The sequence below is a fragment of the Colwellia asteriadis genome (genome assembly GCF_039523295.1).
GTDB lineage: Bacteria > Pseudomonadota > Gammaproteobacteria > Enterobacterales > Alteromonadaceae > Colwellia > Colwellia asteriadis.
This window is the reverse complement of record NZ_BAAAFA010000007.1, coordinates 84975-102891: the sequence shown is the minus strand read 5'-3', so window position 1 is coordinate 102891 and position 17917 is coordinate 84975. Positions and strand designations below refer to the sequence as shown.

Sequence of the window (17917 nt, the reverse complement as noted above, 5' to 3'; positions counted from 1 at the left end):
AGCTTTTTGTATAATGATAATGTCATACTCCTTTAGCTTTAGCATAATCCTTTAGCATAGTGATAACGTTCTAGGATCCCAGAAGTTATTAGGAACTATAACAGATAGGGCTGTATCTTTCATCTGGGTAAATTCATCTCTACTTACTTCTATAGCGCCCATATCGGCTAAAAAGGGGTTGAGTAATTGACAGTCAATAAAGTCAATATTAATTTCGCTTAATAATTTTGCCAAGGCTACTAACGCACATTTAGAGGCGTTGGGCTGCGTATAAAACATTGACTCACCCGAGAAAAAACCATTAATTGTAACGCCGTATAAGCCGCCAACAAGTTTGCTGTGGTGATTGTTATTTTCATCTTGATGGTCTTGCCAAACTTCAATTGAATGGGCTAACCCTCGTTGATGAAGTGCAATATAAGCGGCTTGCATTTCATCGACAATCCAAGTGCCATCTTTGCGAAAGGGCGCGTCTGCACAAAAATCAATAACCTCAGCAAATTTCTGGTTTAAGGTAATACGATAAGGCGACTTTTTTATAAACTTACGTAAAGTACGATTTATTTTTAACGTATCAATAGGAATAATCGCTCTGGGGTTAGGCGACCACCACATCAAAGGGTCTTGTGATGAATACCACGGGAAAATACCTTGCTGATAAGCATTTTTTAACCGCTCTATGGATAAATCACCACCAAAAGCTAATAAACCATTGGGCTCTGTTAGGGCTAATTTAATAGGAGGGAAGCTTAGATCATTATCATCTAATTGATATAACATACGGCACTCTTCATACTGATATTGTTGATAATATTATGATTAACTTATTTTTATTGAGGTTAAGATACATGAAAACAATAAGGGTGAATTAAAAGTAAAACACCTTTAGATAATACACGGTAAAGCAATAAACGATAAACATAAAAAAAGAGCACGAAATGCTCTTTTTATTGAGTGAGGCTTACCAATATAGATATATAAGCCGCCAGTATTTATCTTTTTAACGTGTAACAAGCACTAACATTCAATGCTTATCAACCTGCAATCAGGTTTATTAGCCTTTAGCGTCTAAATAGCGCTCAGCATCTAATGCTGCCATACAACCTGCACCCGCAGAGGTAATTGCTTGACGGTAAATATGGTCAGCGACATCACCTGCAGCGAACACACCTTCAACACTGGTTTGTGTCGCATTGCCTTGCGTACCACTTTGAATGGTTAAGTAGCCATTTTCCATCGCTAATTGATCTTTAAAAATATCTGTATTTGGTTTGTGACCAATTGCAATAAATACGCCTGCTACATCAATTTCTTCAGTAACTTCTGAATTAGTTTCTTTTAAGCGTAAACCAGTAACACCCATGTTATCGCCTAGTACTTCATCAAGGGTACGATCGGTGTGAAGAATAATATTACCGTTTTTAACTTTTTCGTATAAACGATCAGTTAAGATTTTTTCACTGCGGAAAGTATCACGACGGTGAATTAAATGAACTTCACTGGCAATATTTGATAAGTAAAGTGCTTCTTCAACGGCAGTATTACCACCACCAACAACAGCAACTTTTTGGTTTTTATAGAAAAAACCATCACAAGTGGCACAGGCTGATACACCACGACCCATAAAGGCTTCTTCTGAAGGTAAACCTAAGTATTGTGCTGATGCACCAGTACAAATAATGAGAGCATCACAAGTGTAGCTGCCGTTATCACCCGTTAATTTAAATGGACGTTCACTGAAGTCAACATTGTTAATGTGATCAAAAACAATTTCAGTATCAAATTTTTCAGCATGCTTTTGCATACGATCCATCAAAGCTGGGCCGGTTAAGTCGTCAGCGTCGCCAGGCCAGTTTTCTACGTCAGTTGTCGTTGTTAATTGACCACCTTGTTGCATACCGGTGATCATTACTGGATTTAAGTTAGCGCGGGCTGCATATACTGCGGCTGTATAACCAGCAGGGCCTGAGCCTAAAATAAGTAGTGGACAATGTCTAACGTCGCTCATGATTACTCCAAAATTTTTATAATGATTAATTTTTAAATTTGTTCTTAAGTAACATCAAGTAACCCAGAAACTGACTATATTTAAAGCCAACAGGGTATTTTGATGAATAAAGTTACTTTAATTGATTGGGATGATAAGGAAATAAAGCAAGGGGGTAAATAGCCAGTTTGTTATATGCTAAACAAAAAAAAACGCACTTTTGCTCAAGTGTAAGCAAAAGTGCGCTATTTAGCGTGATAATTATTCAACTGAAAAATTTAGCGGTGAAGGGTTATCACTTATTTTACATATTTATTAAGCATTTAATGCTGTTGCAGGAGCAACGTATTCAAAGCCTAAGTTTTCAGCAACTTCTTTAACCGTTACTTGGCCATTAATAACGTTTAAGCCATTTAATAAATGAGCATTATCATTAAGTGCTTGCTTGTAGCCTTTATTCGCTAACTGAATAATGTATGGTAATGTCGCATTGTTTAATGCAAAAGTAGAGGTACGAGGCACAGCACCTGGCATATTTGCTACACAGTAATGTACAACATCATCAACAATAAAAGTTGGCTCAGCGTGAGTTGTTGCGTAAGAGGTTTCAATACAACCACCTTGGTCAATCGCTACATCAACAATAGCAGAGCCAGGCTTCATGTTTTTAATGTGCTCTTTAGTAACCAATTTAGGCGCTGCTGCACCTGGAATTAATACACCGCCAATGACTAAGTCAGCTTCTAATACGTGCTTTTCAAGTGCGTCAGCTGTTGAGTAAATTGCTTTAATTTTGTTACCAAATTGTGCATCAAGTTTACGTAAAACATTTACATTACGATCAAGAATAACTACTTCAGCACCCATGCCTACTGCCATTTGTGCCGCGTTATTACCAACCATACCACCGCCAATAATAACTACTTTAGCTGGCTCAACACCTGGTACGCCACCTAATAACATGCCACAACCGGCATTTGATTTTTCTAAAGCTTGTGCGCCTGCTTGAATTGACATACGACCAGCCACTTCAGACATTGGTGCTAATAATGGTAAACCACCGTTAGCATCGGTTACTGTTTCATAGGCAATACAAATTGATTTGCTTTTCACTAAATCTTGAGTTTGTGGTAAATCAGGTGCTAAATGTAAGTAAGTGAATAAAATTTGACCTTCACGTAACATAGCACGTTCTACTGCTTGAGGTTCTTTAACCTTTACAATCATCTCTGCTTGGGCAAAAACGTCACTTGCCGTTGCTAAAATTGAAGCGCCGGCTTCAATGTAATCTGTGTCTGTAAAACCAATACCACTACCAGCATTCGTTTCAACAATAACACTATGACCGTGATTAACTAATTCACGAACGCTCGCCGGTACCATGCCAACACGGTATTCGTGGTTTTTAATTTCTTTAGGTACACCAATAATCATACTAATCTCTCTTAAGCAAAGTTTGTTGTAGCATATTATGCTAAGCACATGGGAGTGCCTGTAATATTTGCGACTAGTATAGTGATATATTTGTAGAATAACCTGTCGTTATTTAATTTGCTTCGATATATAATACTGTAATAGGCCACTATTTTAGAGTTATATAAAAAATGAGTATCACAATAGGTAAAAATATCGATCGCATTGATAAAAACATTCTTATTGAATTACAAAAGGATGGCAGATTGACCAATGTTGAATTATCTAAACGTGTCGGTTTAAGCCCAACGCCTTGCTTAGAAAGAGTTAAACGTCTTGAAAAAGAAAAATATATTACGGGTTATCGCGCAGTACTTAACCCTATGAAGCTTGACGCTGCTTTATTAGTGTTAGTTGAAATAACGTTAACTAAAACCAGCCCCGATGTTTTTGATGAGTTTGCCGCAGCGGTACATAAACTTGATGTTATTCAAGAATGTCACTTAGTTTCAGGTAATTTTGATTTTCTTTTAAAAACAAGAGTTAAAGATATGTTAGCCTATAGGGAGTTACTAGGTGATACCTTATTACGGTTGCCCGCAGTAAGTGCAAGTAGAACTTATGTGGTGATGGATGAAATTAAATCATCGAATATGCTGCCAATTAACCGTTAATTTGTTATTTTATTCCTTTCTTCTTATTAATTTTCCCGATGGTACGAATAATTGTCTTCTGAACTTGTAGAAAATAGTGATAACAGTGTTGCCGATATCAGCAACAAACAACTTTCTGGTGTACAGCGCTTGCTTGAGGCTGGCTTGTTATGTTTTAGCGCCTTTGCTTTATTTATGGTGTTGGCATTATTAAGTTTTGATCCCGCTGATCCTGGCTGGGCGCAAACTGGTTATCAAACCCCTGTACGCAATTTAGGCGGGGCAGTAGGGGCTTATTTATCAGATTTATTACTAAACTTATTTGGCTTAATTGCTTACACCTTACCTTTTGTTACTGCAATTGTTGGCTGGTTATTGTTTCAACGCTTTCATCAAGTTATGGCGCTGGATTATTTAACCTTAGGCTTAAAGCTTGTTGGTTTTTTCATGCTCTATCTTGGTATTACGTCTTTAGCGAGCATGAATTTTGATGATATATTCTATTTTTCTGCCGGTGGTATTTTAGGGGATGTAATCAGCAAAGCAGTACTTCCTTATCTTTCTTTTGTTGGTAGTACCTTATTATTTCTACTATTTACCTGCTCTGGTTTTGTGCTTTTAACGGGTTTTTCGTGGTTAAAGTTTGTTGATAGCGTTGGCCAATATGCGATTGCCTCATTTAATTGGCTGTTAACGCTACCTGCTTTAATTAAAGAGCATTTTGGTACACAAGATGAGCATAGTAAAAACCCTACCGCCGACAGTGCTGAAGATAATGATTTCACATCAGATAGTAATAGCTTAAATAAATCGCCGCTTATTGCACAAACTGACTCAAGTACAGCGGATAATAATGATGATTCAACTATACCAAGTGCAGATGATTATCGCTCACATGAAAAAAGTGAACCATTTATTGATATTAATGAGTTGCTAACTGAGCCATTGGCGATGAATGTACAAGAGCATGTTAGTGAAGATGAAATTGCCGCGGCATTCACTGACGTAGAACAGTTACATGTTGCTGATGATGAGGCTGAGCCTAAAACGAGAACCGCTACTAAAACTCCAGCCACAGCCAATAAAACATCAACATTTGAACAACAGTTAGACAACAGCAATGGTCAAGTTAATTTAGTGGCCGAAGAAGATAAATTCCAAGGGATGCCTTCCATTGACTTGTTAGATAGACCCGATAAAGCAAAAAATCCAATTAACCAAGAAGAGCTTGATCAAGTGAGCCGCCTAGTTGAAGCCAAGTTACTTGATTTTAATATTGTCGCTGAGGTTGTTTCAGTTTATCCCGGCCCAGTTATTACTCGCTTTGAACTTGATTTAGCTCCTGGTGTTAAAGTCAGTAAAATTACCAGTTTATCAAAAGATTTAGCACGAGCATTATCTGCTATTAGTGTCCGCGTTGTTGAAGTTATTCCAGGAAAGTCGGTTATCGGCTTAGAATTACCAAATAAACACCGTGAAATTGTTCGCCTAAGCGAAGTAATTTCATGTCCTGCTTTTGAAGAGGCAACCTCGCCATTAACTATGGTGTTAGGTAAAGATATTGCTGGTGAACCCGTGGTTGTTGATTTGGGTAAAATGCCACATTTATTGGTAGCAGGTACTACAGGCTCAGGTAAATCAGTGGGTGTTAACACCATGATTGTCAGCTTGTTATATAAATCTACGCCTGAAGACGTCCGTTTAATTATGATCGACCCTAAAATGCTTGAGTTAAGTGTTTATGAAGGTATTCCTCATTTATTAGCTGAAGTGGTAACTGACATGAAAGATGCAGCTAACGCGCTGCGTTGGTGTGTCGGTGAAATGGAACGTCGCTATAAAGTGATGTCTGCTTTAGGGGTGAGAAATCTAAAAGGTTACAACAAAAAAATTCGTGACGCTGAAGCAAGTGGACAACCTATTATTGATCCTACATGGCAACCAAATGACGGTTTAGACCAAACCGCACCGTTATTAGAGAAACTGCCAAGTATTGTGGTTATTGTTGATGAATTTGCCGACATGATGATGATTGTTGGTAAAAAAGTAGAAGAGTTAATTGCACGTATCGCACAAAAAGCACGTGCTGCAGGTATTCATTTGGTGTTAGCAACCCAGCGCCCATCAGTTGATGTTATCACGGGTTTAATTAAAGCAAATATTCCAACGCGTATGGCGTTTCAAGTTTCTTCTGGTTTAAACTCCCGTACCATATTAGATCAACAAGGTGCTGAGCAGTTACTCGGAATGGGTGATATGCTTTACTTACCGCCGGGCACAGGTGTTCCTACGCGTGTACATGGCGCATTTATTGACGATCATGAAGTGCATGCGGTTGTAAAAGACTGGCAGTCTCGCGGCGAGCCTAATTACATAGATGAAATTCTTTCTGGTGAGAATGAGCAAGATATTTTATTACCTGGCGAGCAAGCTGAAGGTGGTGGAGAAGAAGAGCTTGACGCGCTTTATGATGAAGCGATTCAGTTTGTGACTGAAAAACGCCGCGTATCAATTTCAAGTGTGCAACGTCAATTTAGAATTGGCTATAACCGCGCAGCACGTATTGTTGAGCAAATGGAAATACAAGGCGTAGTATCAACACCTGGCCATAACGGTGCCCGTGAAGTATTAGCGCCGCCACCTGTGCGTGACTTTTAACTAACACAATTGAAATAATAGTTTGTACTACTTAGGTTTATTGAAGAAGGTTTATTAATTAGATGTCCCCAACAGTTTTAAAAAAAATTCGTTTAGCAACGTTACTGAGCATTCCCGTATTAAGTCATTTTAGTGTACATGCTGAGGTAAGTGTTACACCGGCAACTAAAGACACCGCTATTGAGTCAGTGGCAACGCAGGTGTTAAATACTACAGACGAACGTAGCGCGCAAGATAAAGCAAGATTAATGGCAACCTTATCTGAATTAACGTATTTTAGCGCAGACTTTACTCAAAAAATATTTAGCGAAAGTGAAGAGCTATTACAACAAGGTGCTGGCACTTTAGCCATTAGTAAGCCTAATTTAGTCAATTGGCAAACGACTGAGCCCGATGAAACTACTATTGTTAGTGATGGTGAAACACTGTGGTTTTATGACCCATTTATCGAGCAGGCTAGTGCTTATAGTTTAGCAAAAGCTATTGATAACACTCCAATATTATTACTTACCAGTGATGAAAAAACGCTATGGGATAATTATCAAGTTGAACAAAAAAATGAACAATTTGTGATTACGCCATTAAATCAAGAAAGCCAGATTAAAAGCTTATCGTTACGCTTTAGCCGCAATGAGTCTAGCACAACGCAATTAAGTGAATTTTCATTTAAAGATGCAACAGGGCAGGTAAGCCAAATACTTCTAAGTAACTTTAATAGTACCGATGCGCCTAACGCACAATTATTCTCTTTTAGCTTGCCACAAGGTGTCAGACTTGAAGACAAGCGATAATCAGGGCGCTATTAATAAGCCACAGCAAAGTCAAAGTGGCTTATTTGAAGATGACTTATTCGATACATCTGAAAGAGACATGTTGCATGGACTTGAGGGCGATGATAGTAATCAAGCCAAGCAAATTAATGGTATTGAGCCTTCGCTAGATGAGCCTCAGGGGTTTATGCCATTAGCGGCTAAAATGCGCCCCAAAACACTCAAAGACTATGTTGGACAGCAACATATTTTAGCGCCAGAGTCACCTTTAGCTCAAGCTATAGCGCAAGGGAATTGCCATTCATTAATTTTTTGGGGGCCACCAGGCAGCGGCAAAACGACTTTAGCTGAGATAATTGCTCAGCATAGCGATGCCGATATTGAACGTGTTTCAGCAGTCACGTCTGGTGTTAAAGAAATACGTGCAGCGATTGACCGTGCAAAAATGCGTGCTAATGCTCAACAACGCCGTACGGTATTATTTGTTGACGAAGTGCACCGCTTTAATAAATCTCAACAAGATGCATTTTTACCGCATATTGAAGACGGTACCATTATTTTTATTGGCGCGACCACTGAAAATCCAGCTTTTGAATTAAATAAAGCACTCCTTTCACGGGCGCGTTTATATATTTTAAAAAAACTTACCAGTGACGATTTACGTTTAGTCTTAAGGCGTGCCATAGCGCTTTATCAACACGAGCAAAACTTAATGGTTTCGCTCAGTGACGATGCAGCTCAAAGCTTACTCAATCGTAGTGACGGTGATGCTAGGCGACTACTTAATTTGCTTGAGAACTGTGTTGATAGTCTTGATACAAGCGAGGGTAAGTGTCTTATCTCTGAAGGGCTGATAGCACAAGTATCAGGGAGTAAAATAGCACTTTATGATAAAGGCGGTGATGCTTTTTATGATTTGATTAGCGCTTTTCATAAATCGGTTCGTGGCTCTAGTCCAGATGCTGCGCTTTATTGGTATGCACGTATACTCACTGCCGGTGGTGATGCACTTTATGTTGCCCGTCGCTTATTAGCTATTGCCAGTGAAGATATTGGTAATGCTGATCCAAGAGCTTTACAAATTGGCGTTAATGCGTGGGATACTTATCATCGTGTGGGTCCCAGTGAAGGTGAAAGAGCAATTGCGCAAGCTGCAGTTTATATGGCTCTAGCACCTAAAAGCAATGCCGTTTATGATGCCTTTAAAAAAGCAAAACGATTAGCGCAAGATACATCACAACTTGATGTTCCTAACCATTTAAAAAATGCAACCAGCGATATTACCAAAGGTTTAGGTCATGGCAGTGAGTATCGCTATGCTCACAATGAACCCAATGCTTTTGCCGCTGGTGAGAATTATTTTCCCGAAGCGTTAGCGCAAGGTGATAAATCATACACACAGCTTTACCAACCCAGTGAACGTGGCCTTGAAAAGCAGCTCAAAGAGAAGCTGGAATATTTAGAACAACTTAATAGGAACAGTCATGAGCGGCGCTATTAGTAACTTTACTTTATACGCCTTTGTAGCCATTGGCGGAGCTTGTGGCGCTAGTTTGCGCTTTTATATTTCCCAATTAGTGTTAAATTGGCTAGGAAAAGGTTTCCCTTTTGCGACATTGATGGTTAATATCACCGGATCGCTCGTTATGGGCTTACTTTATCAACTGATAGAGAATGAAATTTTAGATATCAGTGTTCACCGAACACTCATCGGAATAGGTTTTTTAGGTGCTTTTACCACCTTTTCTACATTTTCATTAGACTCCTTGTTATTATTGCAACAAGGCGAGGTCGTTAAAGCAACATTAAATATATTTTTAAATGTTGTTTTATGTATTGGCGCAGCTGCACTCGGTATGTTTATTGTATCGTCACTGGCCAAATAGAGAAGTTAAGTTATATGTATTATTACTTAACTTGTCAGCAATTAACCCATTATTATAACTTTTCAACGATTAATGTGAACAATTATGCTTGATGCAAAACTGCTTAGAACAGACTTAGATAATATTGCCAGCGAACTGGCTAAACGTGGATTTGAACTTGATACCGCCACGTTAAGTGCGCTTGAAGAACAGCGCAAAGGTATTCAGGTTAAAACCCAAGAATTACAAAGTGAGCGTAACACTCGTTCTAAATCGATTGGCCAAGCGAAAGCGCGTGGTGAAGATATTGAGCCATTATTAGCACAAGTGAGCCAGCTGGGTAACGATTTAGATGCTGCAAAGACAGAGCAAGATGAAGTGCTTGCTAAAATCGATGCGATTGCTAGCGCTATTCCTAACTTACTTGATGAGTCAGTACCTTTTGGTAAAGATGAAGATGATAACGTTGAAATAAAGCGTTGGGGTACACCACGTGAATTTGACTTTGAAGTTAAAGATCACGTTGACTTAGGTTTTGGTGTTGCTAAAGGCTTAGACTTTGAAAGCGGCGCTAAACTTGCCGGTACTCGCTTTGCCGTAATGCGTGGTAATATTGCTAAATTGCACCGTGCTATTGCTCAGTTTATGTTAAATACTCATACCGAAGAGCACGGTTATCAAGAAATGTATGTGCCTTATTTAGTGAACGAAGACTCATTATACGGTACAGGGCAGTTACCTAAGTTTGGCGAAGACTTATTTCATACTGATTTATCAAATAAGAAATTATCACTTATTCCAACCTCAGAAGTACCATTAACTAATTTAGTACGTGATGAGATTGTTGAAGAAGCTGATTTACCTATTAAAATGACAGCGCACACACCATGTTTTAGAAGTGAAGCCGGCTCAGGTGGTCGTGACATTCGTGGTCTTATTCGTCAACATCAGTTTGATAAAGTTGAAATGGTACAAATTGTTAAGCCTGAAACATCAATGGCGGCATTAGACGAGTTAACACGTCACGCTGAAATTATTTTAGAAAAACTAGAGCTGCCATACCGCACCGTACAATTATGTAGTGGTGATGTTGGTTTTAGTGCTGCTAAAACCTTTGATTTAGAGGTATGGTTACCGGCACAAAATACTTACCGTGAAATTTCGTCTTGTTCAAATATGGGAGCTTTTCAGGCTCGTCGTATGCAAGCACGTTATCGTAGCAGTGAAACGAAAAAACCAGAGTTATTACATACATTAAATGGCTCAGGCCTAGCAGTAGGGCGTACGTTAGTCGCAATTCTTGAAAACTACCAACAAGCTGATGGCAGTATTAATATTCCGACGGTATTGCAGCCTTACATGGGCGGCTTAACTTCGATTAAGTAGCTGCTAGTTAGCTGTAAAGCTTGAACAAGAAAGCGAATGCATTTTTATGTATTCGCTTTTTTATAGCTAAAAATCGAGGTTTGTTAACTCGTTTATATTGCTCGCTTATATTGCTCGCTTATATTGCTCGCTAATAATGACGACAACAACAAAAATAATTGCTAACAGCATAAAACCATAAGGGAATCTCTGGTAGATACTGTGTATATCAACTAAATCAACATGTGTTATCACGCTATCCGCTGTAAATGACTTTATTTGAGAGTCTTTAATAATTTCGCCTTTGTGATTAATAATACCACTGACACCATTATTGGTGACTCTAACAAGTGGCTTTCTATATTCAACACTACGATATAAAGCAAGAGCTAAATGCACATCACGACCTGCCGTGTTACCAAACCAGGCATCATTAACGGTATTGACAAGTATGGTAAAGTTAGGGGGAGCTGCCGTATTATTCGGCTCAAGAGTTTCTTTGTTGAGAGCATTCTTTTTAAGACTATTGGCAACTAATTCAGTAAAAACCGCTTCATAACAAATTAACGGCACAATATTAATGGTTTTCTGCTCTAAGGCTAGCGTTAAAGTATATGTTTGTTTACCCGCGATATAGTTGGGAGCATTAGGAAATAAAGTTCTTAATATTGGTAGCTGTGCTTCAAAGGGTAAATATTCTCCAATGGGCAAAAGTTTTTGTTTTTTATATTGCTGTAAAAGCGCTTGCTCACTAATAAGCTCAACAGTATTGAAATAGCCTTGAACTTCATTGTTTATAGGGTTGAACATAAGCTCAATCGCTGTAATTAACAGGTTGTTATTTTTGATTACAGCATCAAAAGCGTGCTTATCTTGTGGATAATTTTTATAAGAAAGTGGGACAGGCATTTCAGGTAAAATAATTAAGTCGGTTGGCTCAGCGCTTACTACCCCAGCCAGTAGCTCTTGAATTTTAGGTAATGTTTGTCGCCAGTCATCGCGAGTACGCAGCGAAATATCAACATTTGGCTGCACCATTGCTATTGAAAGCGTAGGGATTTTCTCCGTACTCGGCTCAAGTAAGTCATTTATTTTTACATAACCATAACCAACATTTATTAACCAACAACTTAATGCTACAGCGATACACTTAACGCTAAGGTCGATTCTTTTACGCCAATGAATAACCGCAGTCGCCAAGAGAAAATTAACAAAATGCAAAAGAAAAAACACCAGTGGCACACCACCAATATCAAGGAGTTGAATGTGTAATGGTGCTAAGTACAGTGCATGTGCAAGGTTACCAGGCAGTACATTAGGTATGTAGTTAACAATGACGGTAAAAGTTAATGCTGACTTTAATGCGCCACTGATTGAGTTTCCCCAATAAAACCGTGCGTGTAACCAGCAAGCGAGGGCATAAGGCAGCGCAAATAATACACAAAACCCAAAGATAAAAGGGATAACAATATTACTTTGACTGAAAGTGACTTGAGCTAAGCCATCAACTACCAACCAAATGCTGCACATCCAGCCAAGTGTCGCGGCAACTAAGCCGAGCATAAAAGCGTACTTACCTTGGGTATTATGAAGTGCGATCATTAAAGGGATCATAATAAACCAGGCTAAATGTCCATAACCCCCACTGGGAAACGCTAAATAAAATAGAGCGACGGTGAGTAAAACAAGTAACAAATCTTTTCGTTGTTTACTCGGGCTAATGTTATTCTTTGATGTATTCGCTGATAATTGCTCAGACGTTTTATCTTCCACAATATGACTATTTGATAAGGAAGTAATGGCGGTAGGTTTATCGGTATGGCTCATTTACGTTTTTTATAAATGAAATAAATAACGAGAACAGCAAGTAAGTTTAGGCTAGGTGTTAAAAAAGGTACGCTAGCACTTGAGCCTGTTCCGCCGCCACCGCCACCTCCGGTAGCTAAAGCATTAAAGGTATACAGTAAGCAAAAGAGTAGACAAAACCAAGAGATCTTATTCAAGTGTTAATTTCCTTTTAACATATTGATGAATTAGATAAAAAATGCATATGACGGTAATGAAGTTAATACCTTGCCAAACATATAAATGATAAAATTCAAAGTTATTAATAGGGTGCTTTATTTCAAAAAATAAATGACTAATACGTATAATATTGAGCACTTGAATAAAACCAGCGCTGATGAAAAATATTAATCCCTTTATACGTACAATTTGTGAAAATGTCACAGAGGAAGCTGACGCAGATATTGATTTTATTGGTAAAGCGATAATCGCAGCTAATAAAGTGCCTATTAATGAGAGAGCAGTACATTGTGAGTCAACGACTATATAGCGCTGCGATAGTGAATGGATAATTTCATTTTCATTCAGTAAGACATCTATTGAAAATAGCTGAGATAAATTTGCAGCGGCATAGGCAAGTGCTGTTTGAATGCTATCGGCTAACCATGGTGTTTGATGTATTTGCCAAACTGTTAATTGAATAAGTACGGAGCATAAGACGAAAACAACAAAGAAAGTTAGGTTGTTATCTTTTAATTTACGAACAAGGGGTGATGAACCCAAATATATTAAGAAGTGTTTGAATAGAATTAATTGTGGAACTTTGTTCGATAAGACCATTATATTCCTTGTCTATCAAAAGCAGGTTAGCGCATCGTTTCAGTTTATCTCAGTATAGTGGCGGAACCCTTTTTATGGCAAGTAATTACTTAATCAGCATCTTGTTTTTTAACCTTTATTTTTAAGTTAGTTTATAAATAGGGTTAAACAGCTGTAATTATAATGAGATGAGTTACATTAAATTATAGCAAGAGGCTTGTAATAAATTTTATTCATTTCAGGTCTATTTATTCGTCATTTCATTTTTTATAAAAGGTTTATACGTGCTACGTAGTTTTGCGATTCAATTAGTGATTTTTATTCTGGCATTTCAGTTACTTTCTTTATTAAGAGAAAGAAGTATGCTCGACACCGACTTACCCGTAACATCACTTAATACACCAGCACAGCATCATAATGAAAGTGGTGCGATTATGTTATCTACCTTAAACGGTGAACCTGTGGCTTTACAAGCACAAGGTAACACTACCGTACTTTATTTCTTTGCTCCTTGGTGTCAAGTTTGTCATGCCAGTATTGGTAATTTACAAAACTTATTTCAGCATAACGAGGACGTTGATGTGATTGCTATAGCGCTTGATTACACAAGTAATGAAGAAGTGTTGAAGTTTACACAACGACATCAACTTACTTTTCCTATTGCGTTAGGTGATGAGAAAACCAAGCAAGCTTTTGCTATTACCGGCTACCCAAGCTATTACATTGTAGATAAAGATAACGTTATAACAGCAAAGTCAATGGGCTATTCATCAGAGCTAGGGCTTTATTTACGATCTTTATAAGGTTCGATATAGTGATCTAAGTATTGTTTGTGTACACTATGACTTTCATTAATACTCTCGCAAGAAAACGAAAGAAGAGCCCTTATGCAAATTACTGATAATCTTGACAGCGGTAATATCCGCGTTATTGATGCAACTAATGCTAATAATATTCAATTAGAAATAAAACATGATCACCAATCAGAGTTTTATCAATGGTTCCATTTTAAGTTGCAAACCGATGCGCCAATTAATGGCGAACGTCAAGAGCATGTTCTTCATTTAAATAACGCTGGTAAAGCAGCTTACACCGATGGTTGGGTTGATTATCAAGCCGTTGCTTCTTATGATCGTGAGCATTGGTTTCGCGTGCCGACAGAATATGATGGTGAAAAGTTAACAATAACTTTAACGCCAGAATACGACTCAGTATATTTCGCTTACTTTGCACCTTATAGTTATGAGCGTCATCAAGACTTAATTCATAACGCACAAATGCACCTTGATTGCCAAGTTCAAGTTTTAGGTCAAACACTTGATGGTCGTGACATGACCTTATTAAAAGTAGGTGAAGAGGGCGAAGGTAAACGTAAAATCTGGATCACTGCGCGTCAACACCCAGGTGAAACTATGGCTGAGTGGTTTGTTGAAGGTTTATTAGACCGTTTACTTGACGAAGATGACGGTGTTGCTCGTGCTTTATTAAATAAAGCCGTATTTTATATCGTACCTAACATGAATCCAGACGGCAGTGTTCGTGGTCATTTACGTACTAATGCTTGTGGCGCAAACTTAAACCGTGAGTGGTTAGAGCCAACAATGGAGCGTAGCCCAGAAGTTTTCTTGGTACGTGAACAAATGTTAGCGATTGGCGTTGATATGTTCCTTGACGTGCATGGCGATGAAGCTTTACCAGTGAACTTTGTTGCTGGCTGTGAAGGTGTTGTAAATTACGATGCTCGTCATAAGGCACTTGAAGACAAGTTCAAAGAAATTATGGTCGCCATTACCCCTGAGTTTCAAGATGAGCGTGGTTATGCTAAAGATGAGCCAGGTAAAGCGAACCCAACGGTTGGCACCAACTGGGTTGGTAATCAATTTAAATGTTTAGCGTATACCATTGAAATGCCATTTAAAGATAATGATTTACTCCCAGATTACAGCGTAGGTTGGTCAGATGAACGTAGTAGCTTATTAGGCCGAGACTTCTTAACAGGGGTTTATCATATGTTGGATGACTTAAGGTAGTCAGCTAATATTATAAATGAAATAGGCGAATTCATAGTGAATTCGCCTTTTGCGTATTTATCTATATAACAATAAATAAAATAAGATGAGGAATTAACTTTGCAAGATTTTGTCAATAGTCTCAATGGAATTATATGGAGCCCAGCATTAATTTATTTATGTTTGGGAGCGGGGTTGTTTTTTACTATACTCACGCGTTTTGTACAGGTACGTCATTTTAGTGAAATGTGGCGACTGTTATTGTCTGGAAAAAGCTCTGAAAAAGGTTTGTCATCATTTCAAGCACTGTCAGTTTCGTTATCAGGTCGCGTTGGTACGGGTAATATTGCAGGTGTTGCAACTGCCATTGGTTTTGGTGGCCCTGGCGCTGTATTTTGGATGTGGGTTGTTGCTTTTTTTGGTGCTGCTACCGCTTATATTGAATCAACTAGTGCGCAAATATACAAAGAAGAGAAAGACGGTTTTTACCGTGGTGGTCCCGCTTACTATATTGAAAAAGCGATGGGACAAAAATGGTACGCATGGATATTCGCGTTAGCAACGATCCTTGCTTGTGGTGTTTTATTACCTATGGTGCAATCAAATGGCATTGGTGAAGCTATCACCATGGTATTTGGCCAAGGTAACTCTATTGATACCGCGCTTGGCGAGCTAAGTATGGTAAAAGTTTACACTGCTACAGCGATTGTTCTACTGTTAGGTTTTATTATTTTTGGTGGGGTAAAGCGCATTGCTCACTTTACTCAAGTGGTTGTGCCATTTATGGCACTTGCTTATATTTTAGTTTCTTTGGTGATCATTGGTTTAAGTATCGACCGTTTACCTGCGGTGTTTATGCTTATTATTAATGATGCGTTTAACCCGATGGCAGGTTTTGGTGCTGCAATAGGTTGGGGCGTAAAGCGTGGTGTTTACTCTAACGAAGCGGGTCAAGGTACAGGCCCTCACGCAGCAGCCTCAGCAGAAGTTGATCACCCAGCACAACAAGGTTTAGTACAAGCATTTTCGGTGTACATTGATACTTTATTTGTTTGCTCAGCAACGGCCTTTATGATTTTAATTACTGGCGCATATAACGTTCATGGCATAGATGATGTGTTTTTAGTGCAAAATGTTGCAGCGACAGTTGCGGCTAATAGCCCTGCATATACTCAGCTTGCCGTTGAAAGTGTTTTTACAGGAGTGGGTAAACCTTTTGTTGCTGTTGCATTATTCTTCTTCGCCTTTACGACCATTTTGGCGTATTACTTTATTGCAGAGAATAATGTTTATTACATTCGAAGAACATTCAAAATTCCAGTACTTAACACCATTTTAAAAGTAGCCTTAATTTCAGCCACTTTCTACGGTACAGTTAAAGCTGCCGATTTAGCTTGGGGTATGGGCGATATTGGTGTTGGTATGATGGCTTGGCTTAATATTATTGGTATTTTAATTATTTTCTTTATGTCTAAGCCAGCACTGAAAGCGCTAAAAGATTATGAAGAACAACAAAAGCGTGGTGTAACAACCTTTACTTTTGATCCTAAAAAGCTTGGTATCACTAATGCTGACTTTTGGGAAAAACGTATAGCTAAAAATAATAGTGATAGCGAGTCTAAACAAAAATAGTTAAAAAATATCGTTAAATTACATTGATATTAATCAAATGCCGCGCAGTAATATGCGCGGCATTTTTTATGGGGATTACTTTATATCTGTTTTAACAAATTGACTTTTTTATTACTTTTATCAATAGCATTAATTTAGTCTATATCGCTAGTGAAATAGCGTATGAGGTCAGGTATACTTAGTCGAATTTTTGTTATGTGCTTTAGCACTAATAACGTTATCACTACGACTAATATCTATTTTATGAGTAATTAAATGGCCGTAATAAATTGTCCAAGCTGTAAGAAAAAAATATCTGATAAAGCAAAAACATGCTCGCACTGTAATATATCGCTTAACGAGCTTGACTCAGAAAAAATGCAAACCATTGAAAAAATAAATCGTATTAATAAAAAGCAGCGATTAATGAATTACTCATTTATTGCTATGTTGCTTTTTTGTGGTGGTTTTCTTTTTATGTATTGGGACAACGTTGAGCCGGGTACATGGCAACATACCAGTGCTATGGTTTGTGCTGTTATCGGATTTATTCTTTATATTGTTATACGTGCTATGTTGCTTTTCACCAAGCATAAAAAATAGTAGTCAGATTTGGAAAACTTATGAACTTATTAAATACAATCGACACTATGTCTGCAGATATGTATACACGTTTAAAGTGTGCTGCTGAAACCGGTAAATGGCCTGAAGGTACTGTTGTCGAAGAGAGCCAGCGAGCAATGGCATTACAATTAACCATGGCTTACCAAGCACGCCACCTTGATAATGACCAAATGCTAACTATTGGCGCTGATGGTAAAATTGTTGAAAAAAATAAGCGTGAACTAAAAGCAGAGTTTAGTAGCGCTAAAAGCGATGAAGAAATCGTTCCTTGTACCAAGCCAACTAAGGCTGATATTGCTTATTTTAGCAATAATGAATTATAGCGTTTTAGCGATGTAATAACTTTTCCCTTTTATAT

17 protein-coding genes are annotated in these 17917 nt (G+C 38.2%); 11 read left to right on the top strand and 6 right to left on the bottom strand.

Annotation, left to right across the window (positions count from 1 at the left end):
• Positions 1-51: 51 nt before the first annotated feature.
• From aat to ald, 3 genes are all read right to left on the bottom strand, one after another.
• Positions 52-780 carry a leucyl/phenylalanyl-tRNA--protein transferase gene (aat, locus tag ABD005_RS11085; RefSeq protein WP_343817444.1) on the bottom strand — a complete coding sequence of 243 codons (729 nt, stop codon included), beginning with the start codon at positions 778-780 and terminating at the stop codon, positions 52-54.
• 274 nt (positions 781-1054) lie between these two features.
• Complete coding sequence (gene trxB / locus ABD005_RS11080) at positions 1055-2008, bottom strand: thioredoxin-disulfide reductase (protein WP_215979139.1); 954 nt, start codon at positions 2006-2008, stop codon at positions 1055-1057.
• A 294-nt stretch (positions 2009-2302) separates the two neighbouring features.
• Positions 2303-3421: an alanine dehydrogenase gene (gene ald, locus ABD005_RS11075; protein ID WP_343817443.1), complete on the bottom strand. Its 1119-nt coding sequence runs from the start codon at positions 3419-3421 to the stop codon at positions 2303-2305.
• Between the two features lie 170 nt (positions 3422-3591).
• Here ald and lrp point away from each other — a divergent pair, with 170 nt between their 5' ends.
• The 6 genes from lrp to serS all read left to right on the top strand — a co-directional run bounded on the left by lrp (position 3592) and on the right by serS (position 10732).
• A complete protein-coding gene (lrp, locus tag ABD005_RS11070) occupies positions 3592-4074 on the top strand; it encodes a leucine-responsive transcriptional regulator Lrp (RefSeq protein ID WP_343817442.1) in 483 nt (160 codons plus the stop codon).
• Positions 4075-4125: 51 nt separating this feature from the next.
• A complete protein-coding gene (locus ABD005_RS11065) occupies positions 4126-6711 on the top strand; it encodes a DNA translocase FtsK (RefSeq protein ID WP_343817441.1) in 2586 nt (861 codons plus the stop codon).
• 62 nt (positions 6712-6773) lie between these two features.
• On the top strand, positions 6774-7502 hold the full coding sequence (lolA, locus tag ABD005_RS11060; protein WP_343817440.1) for an outer membrane lipoprotein periplasmic chaperone LolA: 729 nt from the start codon (positions 6774-6776) through the stop codon (positions 7500-7502).
• A gap of 166 nt (positions 7503-7668) precedes the next feature.
• On the top strand, positions 7669-8982 hold the full coding sequence (locus tag ABD005_RS11055) for a replication-associated recombination protein A (RefSeq protein WP_343817625.1): 1314 nt from the start codon (positions 7669-7671) through the stop codon (positions 8980-8982).
• A complete protein-coding gene (gene crcB / locus ABD005_RS11050) occupies positions 8966-9367 on the top strand; it encodes a fluoride efflux transporter CrcB (protein ID WP_215979134.1) in 402 nt (133 codons plus the stop codon). The genes ABD005_RS11055 and crcB overlap by 17 nt, the downstream gene beginning before the upstream one ends.
• An 84-nt stretch (positions 9368-9451) precedes the next feature.
• On the top strand, positions 9452-10732 hold the full coding sequence (serS, locus tag ABD005_RS11045; protein ID WP_343817439.1) for a serine--tRNA ligase: 1281 nt from the start codon (positions 9452-9454) through the stop codon (positions 10730-10732).
• Positions 10733-10837: 105 nt separating this feature from the next.
• On the opposite strand, the gene lnt is transcribed toward serS, so the two are convergent.
• Genes lnt through ABD005_RS11030 form a run of 3 tightly spaced genes read right to left on the bottom strand, consistent with a single transcriptional unit; the run spans position 10838 to position 13336 of the window.
• Entirely contained in the window at positions 10838-12538 is a 1701-nt protein-coding gene (gene lnt / locus ABD005_RS11040; protein ID WP_343817438.1) for an apolipoprotein N-acyltransferase, read from the bottom strand.
• Positions 12535-12714 (bottom strand): hypothetical protein, encoded by a 180-nt coding sequence (locus tag ABD005_RS11035; protein WP_215979131.1) that lies wholly within the window; start codon positions 12712-12714, stop codon positions 12535-12537. The genes lnt and ABD005_RS11035 overlap by 4 nt, the downstream gene beginning before the upstream one ends.
• Positions 12707-13336, bottom strand: a complete 630-nt coding sequence (locus ABD005_RS11030; RefSeq protein ID WP_343817437.1) for a hypothetical protein — start codon at positions 13334-13336, stop codon at positions 12707-12709. Before ABD005_RS11030 ends, ABD005_RS11035 begins: the two co-directional genes overlap by 8 nt.
• 263 nt (positions 13337-13599) lie before the next feature.
• On the opposite strand from ABD005_RS11030, the gene ABD005_RS11025 reads away from it, so the two are divergent.
• The 5 genes from ABD005_RS11025 to ABD005_RS11005 all read left to right on the top strand — a co-directional run bounded on the left by ABD005_RS11025 (position 13600) and on the right by ABD005_RS11005 (position 17882).
• Positions 13600-14118 (top strand): TlpA family protein disulfide reductase, encoded by a 519-nt coding sequence (locus ABD005_RS11025; RefSeq protein WP_343817436.1) that lies wholly within the window; start codon positions 13600-13602, stop codon positions 14116-14118.
• A gap of 84 nt (positions 14119-14202) precedes the next feature.
• The gene (locus ABD005_RS11020; RefSeq protein WP_343817435.1) at positions 14203-15345 is read left to right on the top strand and encodes a M14 family metallopeptidase; all 1143 of its coding nucleotides are present in this window, start codon (positions 14203-14205) and stop codon (positions 15343-15345) included.
• Positions 15346-15444: 99 nt separating this feature from the next.
• The gene (locus tag ABD005_RS11015) at positions 15445-16956 is read left to right on the top strand and encodes an alanine/glycine:cation symporter family protein (protein WP_215979128.1); all 1512 of its coding nucleotides are present in this window, start codon (positions 15445-15447) and stop codon (positions 16954-16956) included.
• Positions 16957-17211: 255 nt separating this feature from the next.
• Positions 17212-17538, top strand: coding sequence for a YrhK family protein (locus ABD005_RS11010; RefSeq protein WP_215979127.1), 327 nt, complete (start codon positions 17212-17214; stop codon positions 17536-17538).
• A 20-nt stretch (positions 17539-17558) separates the two neighbouring features.
• On the top strand, positions 17559-17882 hold the full coding sequence (locus ABD005_RS11005; RefSeq protein WP_215979126.1) for a YeaC family protein: 324 nt from the start codon (positions 17559-17561) through the stop codon (positions 17880-17882).
• Positions 17883-17917: the final 35 nt, after the last annotated feature.

Excerpts from the sequence above, each read along its gene's own strand:
- aat (WP_343817444.1), bottom strand. The coding sequence starts at position 780 with ATGTTATATCAATTAGATGATAATGATCTAAGCTTCCCTCCTATTAAA.
- trxB (WP_215979139.1), bottom strand. The coding sequence starts at position 2,008 with ATGAGCGACGTTAGACATTGTCCACTACTTATTTTAGGCTCAGGCCCT.
- ald (WP_343817443.1), bottom strand. The coding sequence starts at position 3,421 with ATGATTATTGGTGTACCTAAAGAAATTAAAAACCACGAATACCGTGTT.
- lrp (WP_343817442.1), top strand. The coding sequence starts at position 3,592 with ATGAGTATCACAATAGGTAAAAATATCGATCGCATTGATAAAAACATT.
- lolA (WP_343817440.1), top strand. The coding sequence starts at position 6,774 with ATGTCCCCAACAGTTTTAAAAAAAATTCGTTTAGCAACGTTACTGAGC.
- ABD005_RS11055 (WP_343817625.1), top strand. The coding sequence starts at position 7,669 with ATGCCATTAGCGGCTAAAATGCGCCCCAAAACACTCAAAGACTATGTT.
- crcB (WP_215979134.1), top strand. The coding sequence starts at position 8,966 with ATGAGCGGCGCTATTAGTAACTTTACTTTATACGCCTTTGTAGCCATT.
- serS (WP_343817439.1), top strand. The coding sequence starts at position 9,452 with ATGCTTGATGCAAAACTGCTTAGAACAGACTTAGATAATATTGCCAGC.
- lnt (WP_343817438.1), bottom strand. The coding sequence starts at position 12,538 with ATGAGCCATACCGATAAACCTACCGCCATTACTTCCTTATCAAATAGT.
- ABD005_RS11030 (WP_343817437.1), bottom strand. The coding sequence starts at position 13,336 with ATGGTCTTATCGAACAAAGTTCCACAATTAATTCTATTCAAACACTTC.
- ABD005_RS11020 (WP_343817435.1), top strand. The coding sequence starts at position 14,203 with ATGCAAATTACTGATAATCTTGACAGCGGTAATATCCGCGTTATTGAT.
- ABD005_RS11010 (WP_215979127.1), top strand. The coding sequence starts at position 17,212 with ATGGCCGTAATAAATTGTCCAAGCTGTAAGAAAAAAATATCTGATAAA.
- ABD005_RS11005 (WP_215979126.1), top strand. The coding sequence starts at position 17,559 with ATGAACTTATTAAATACAATCGACACTATGTCTGCAGATATGTATACA.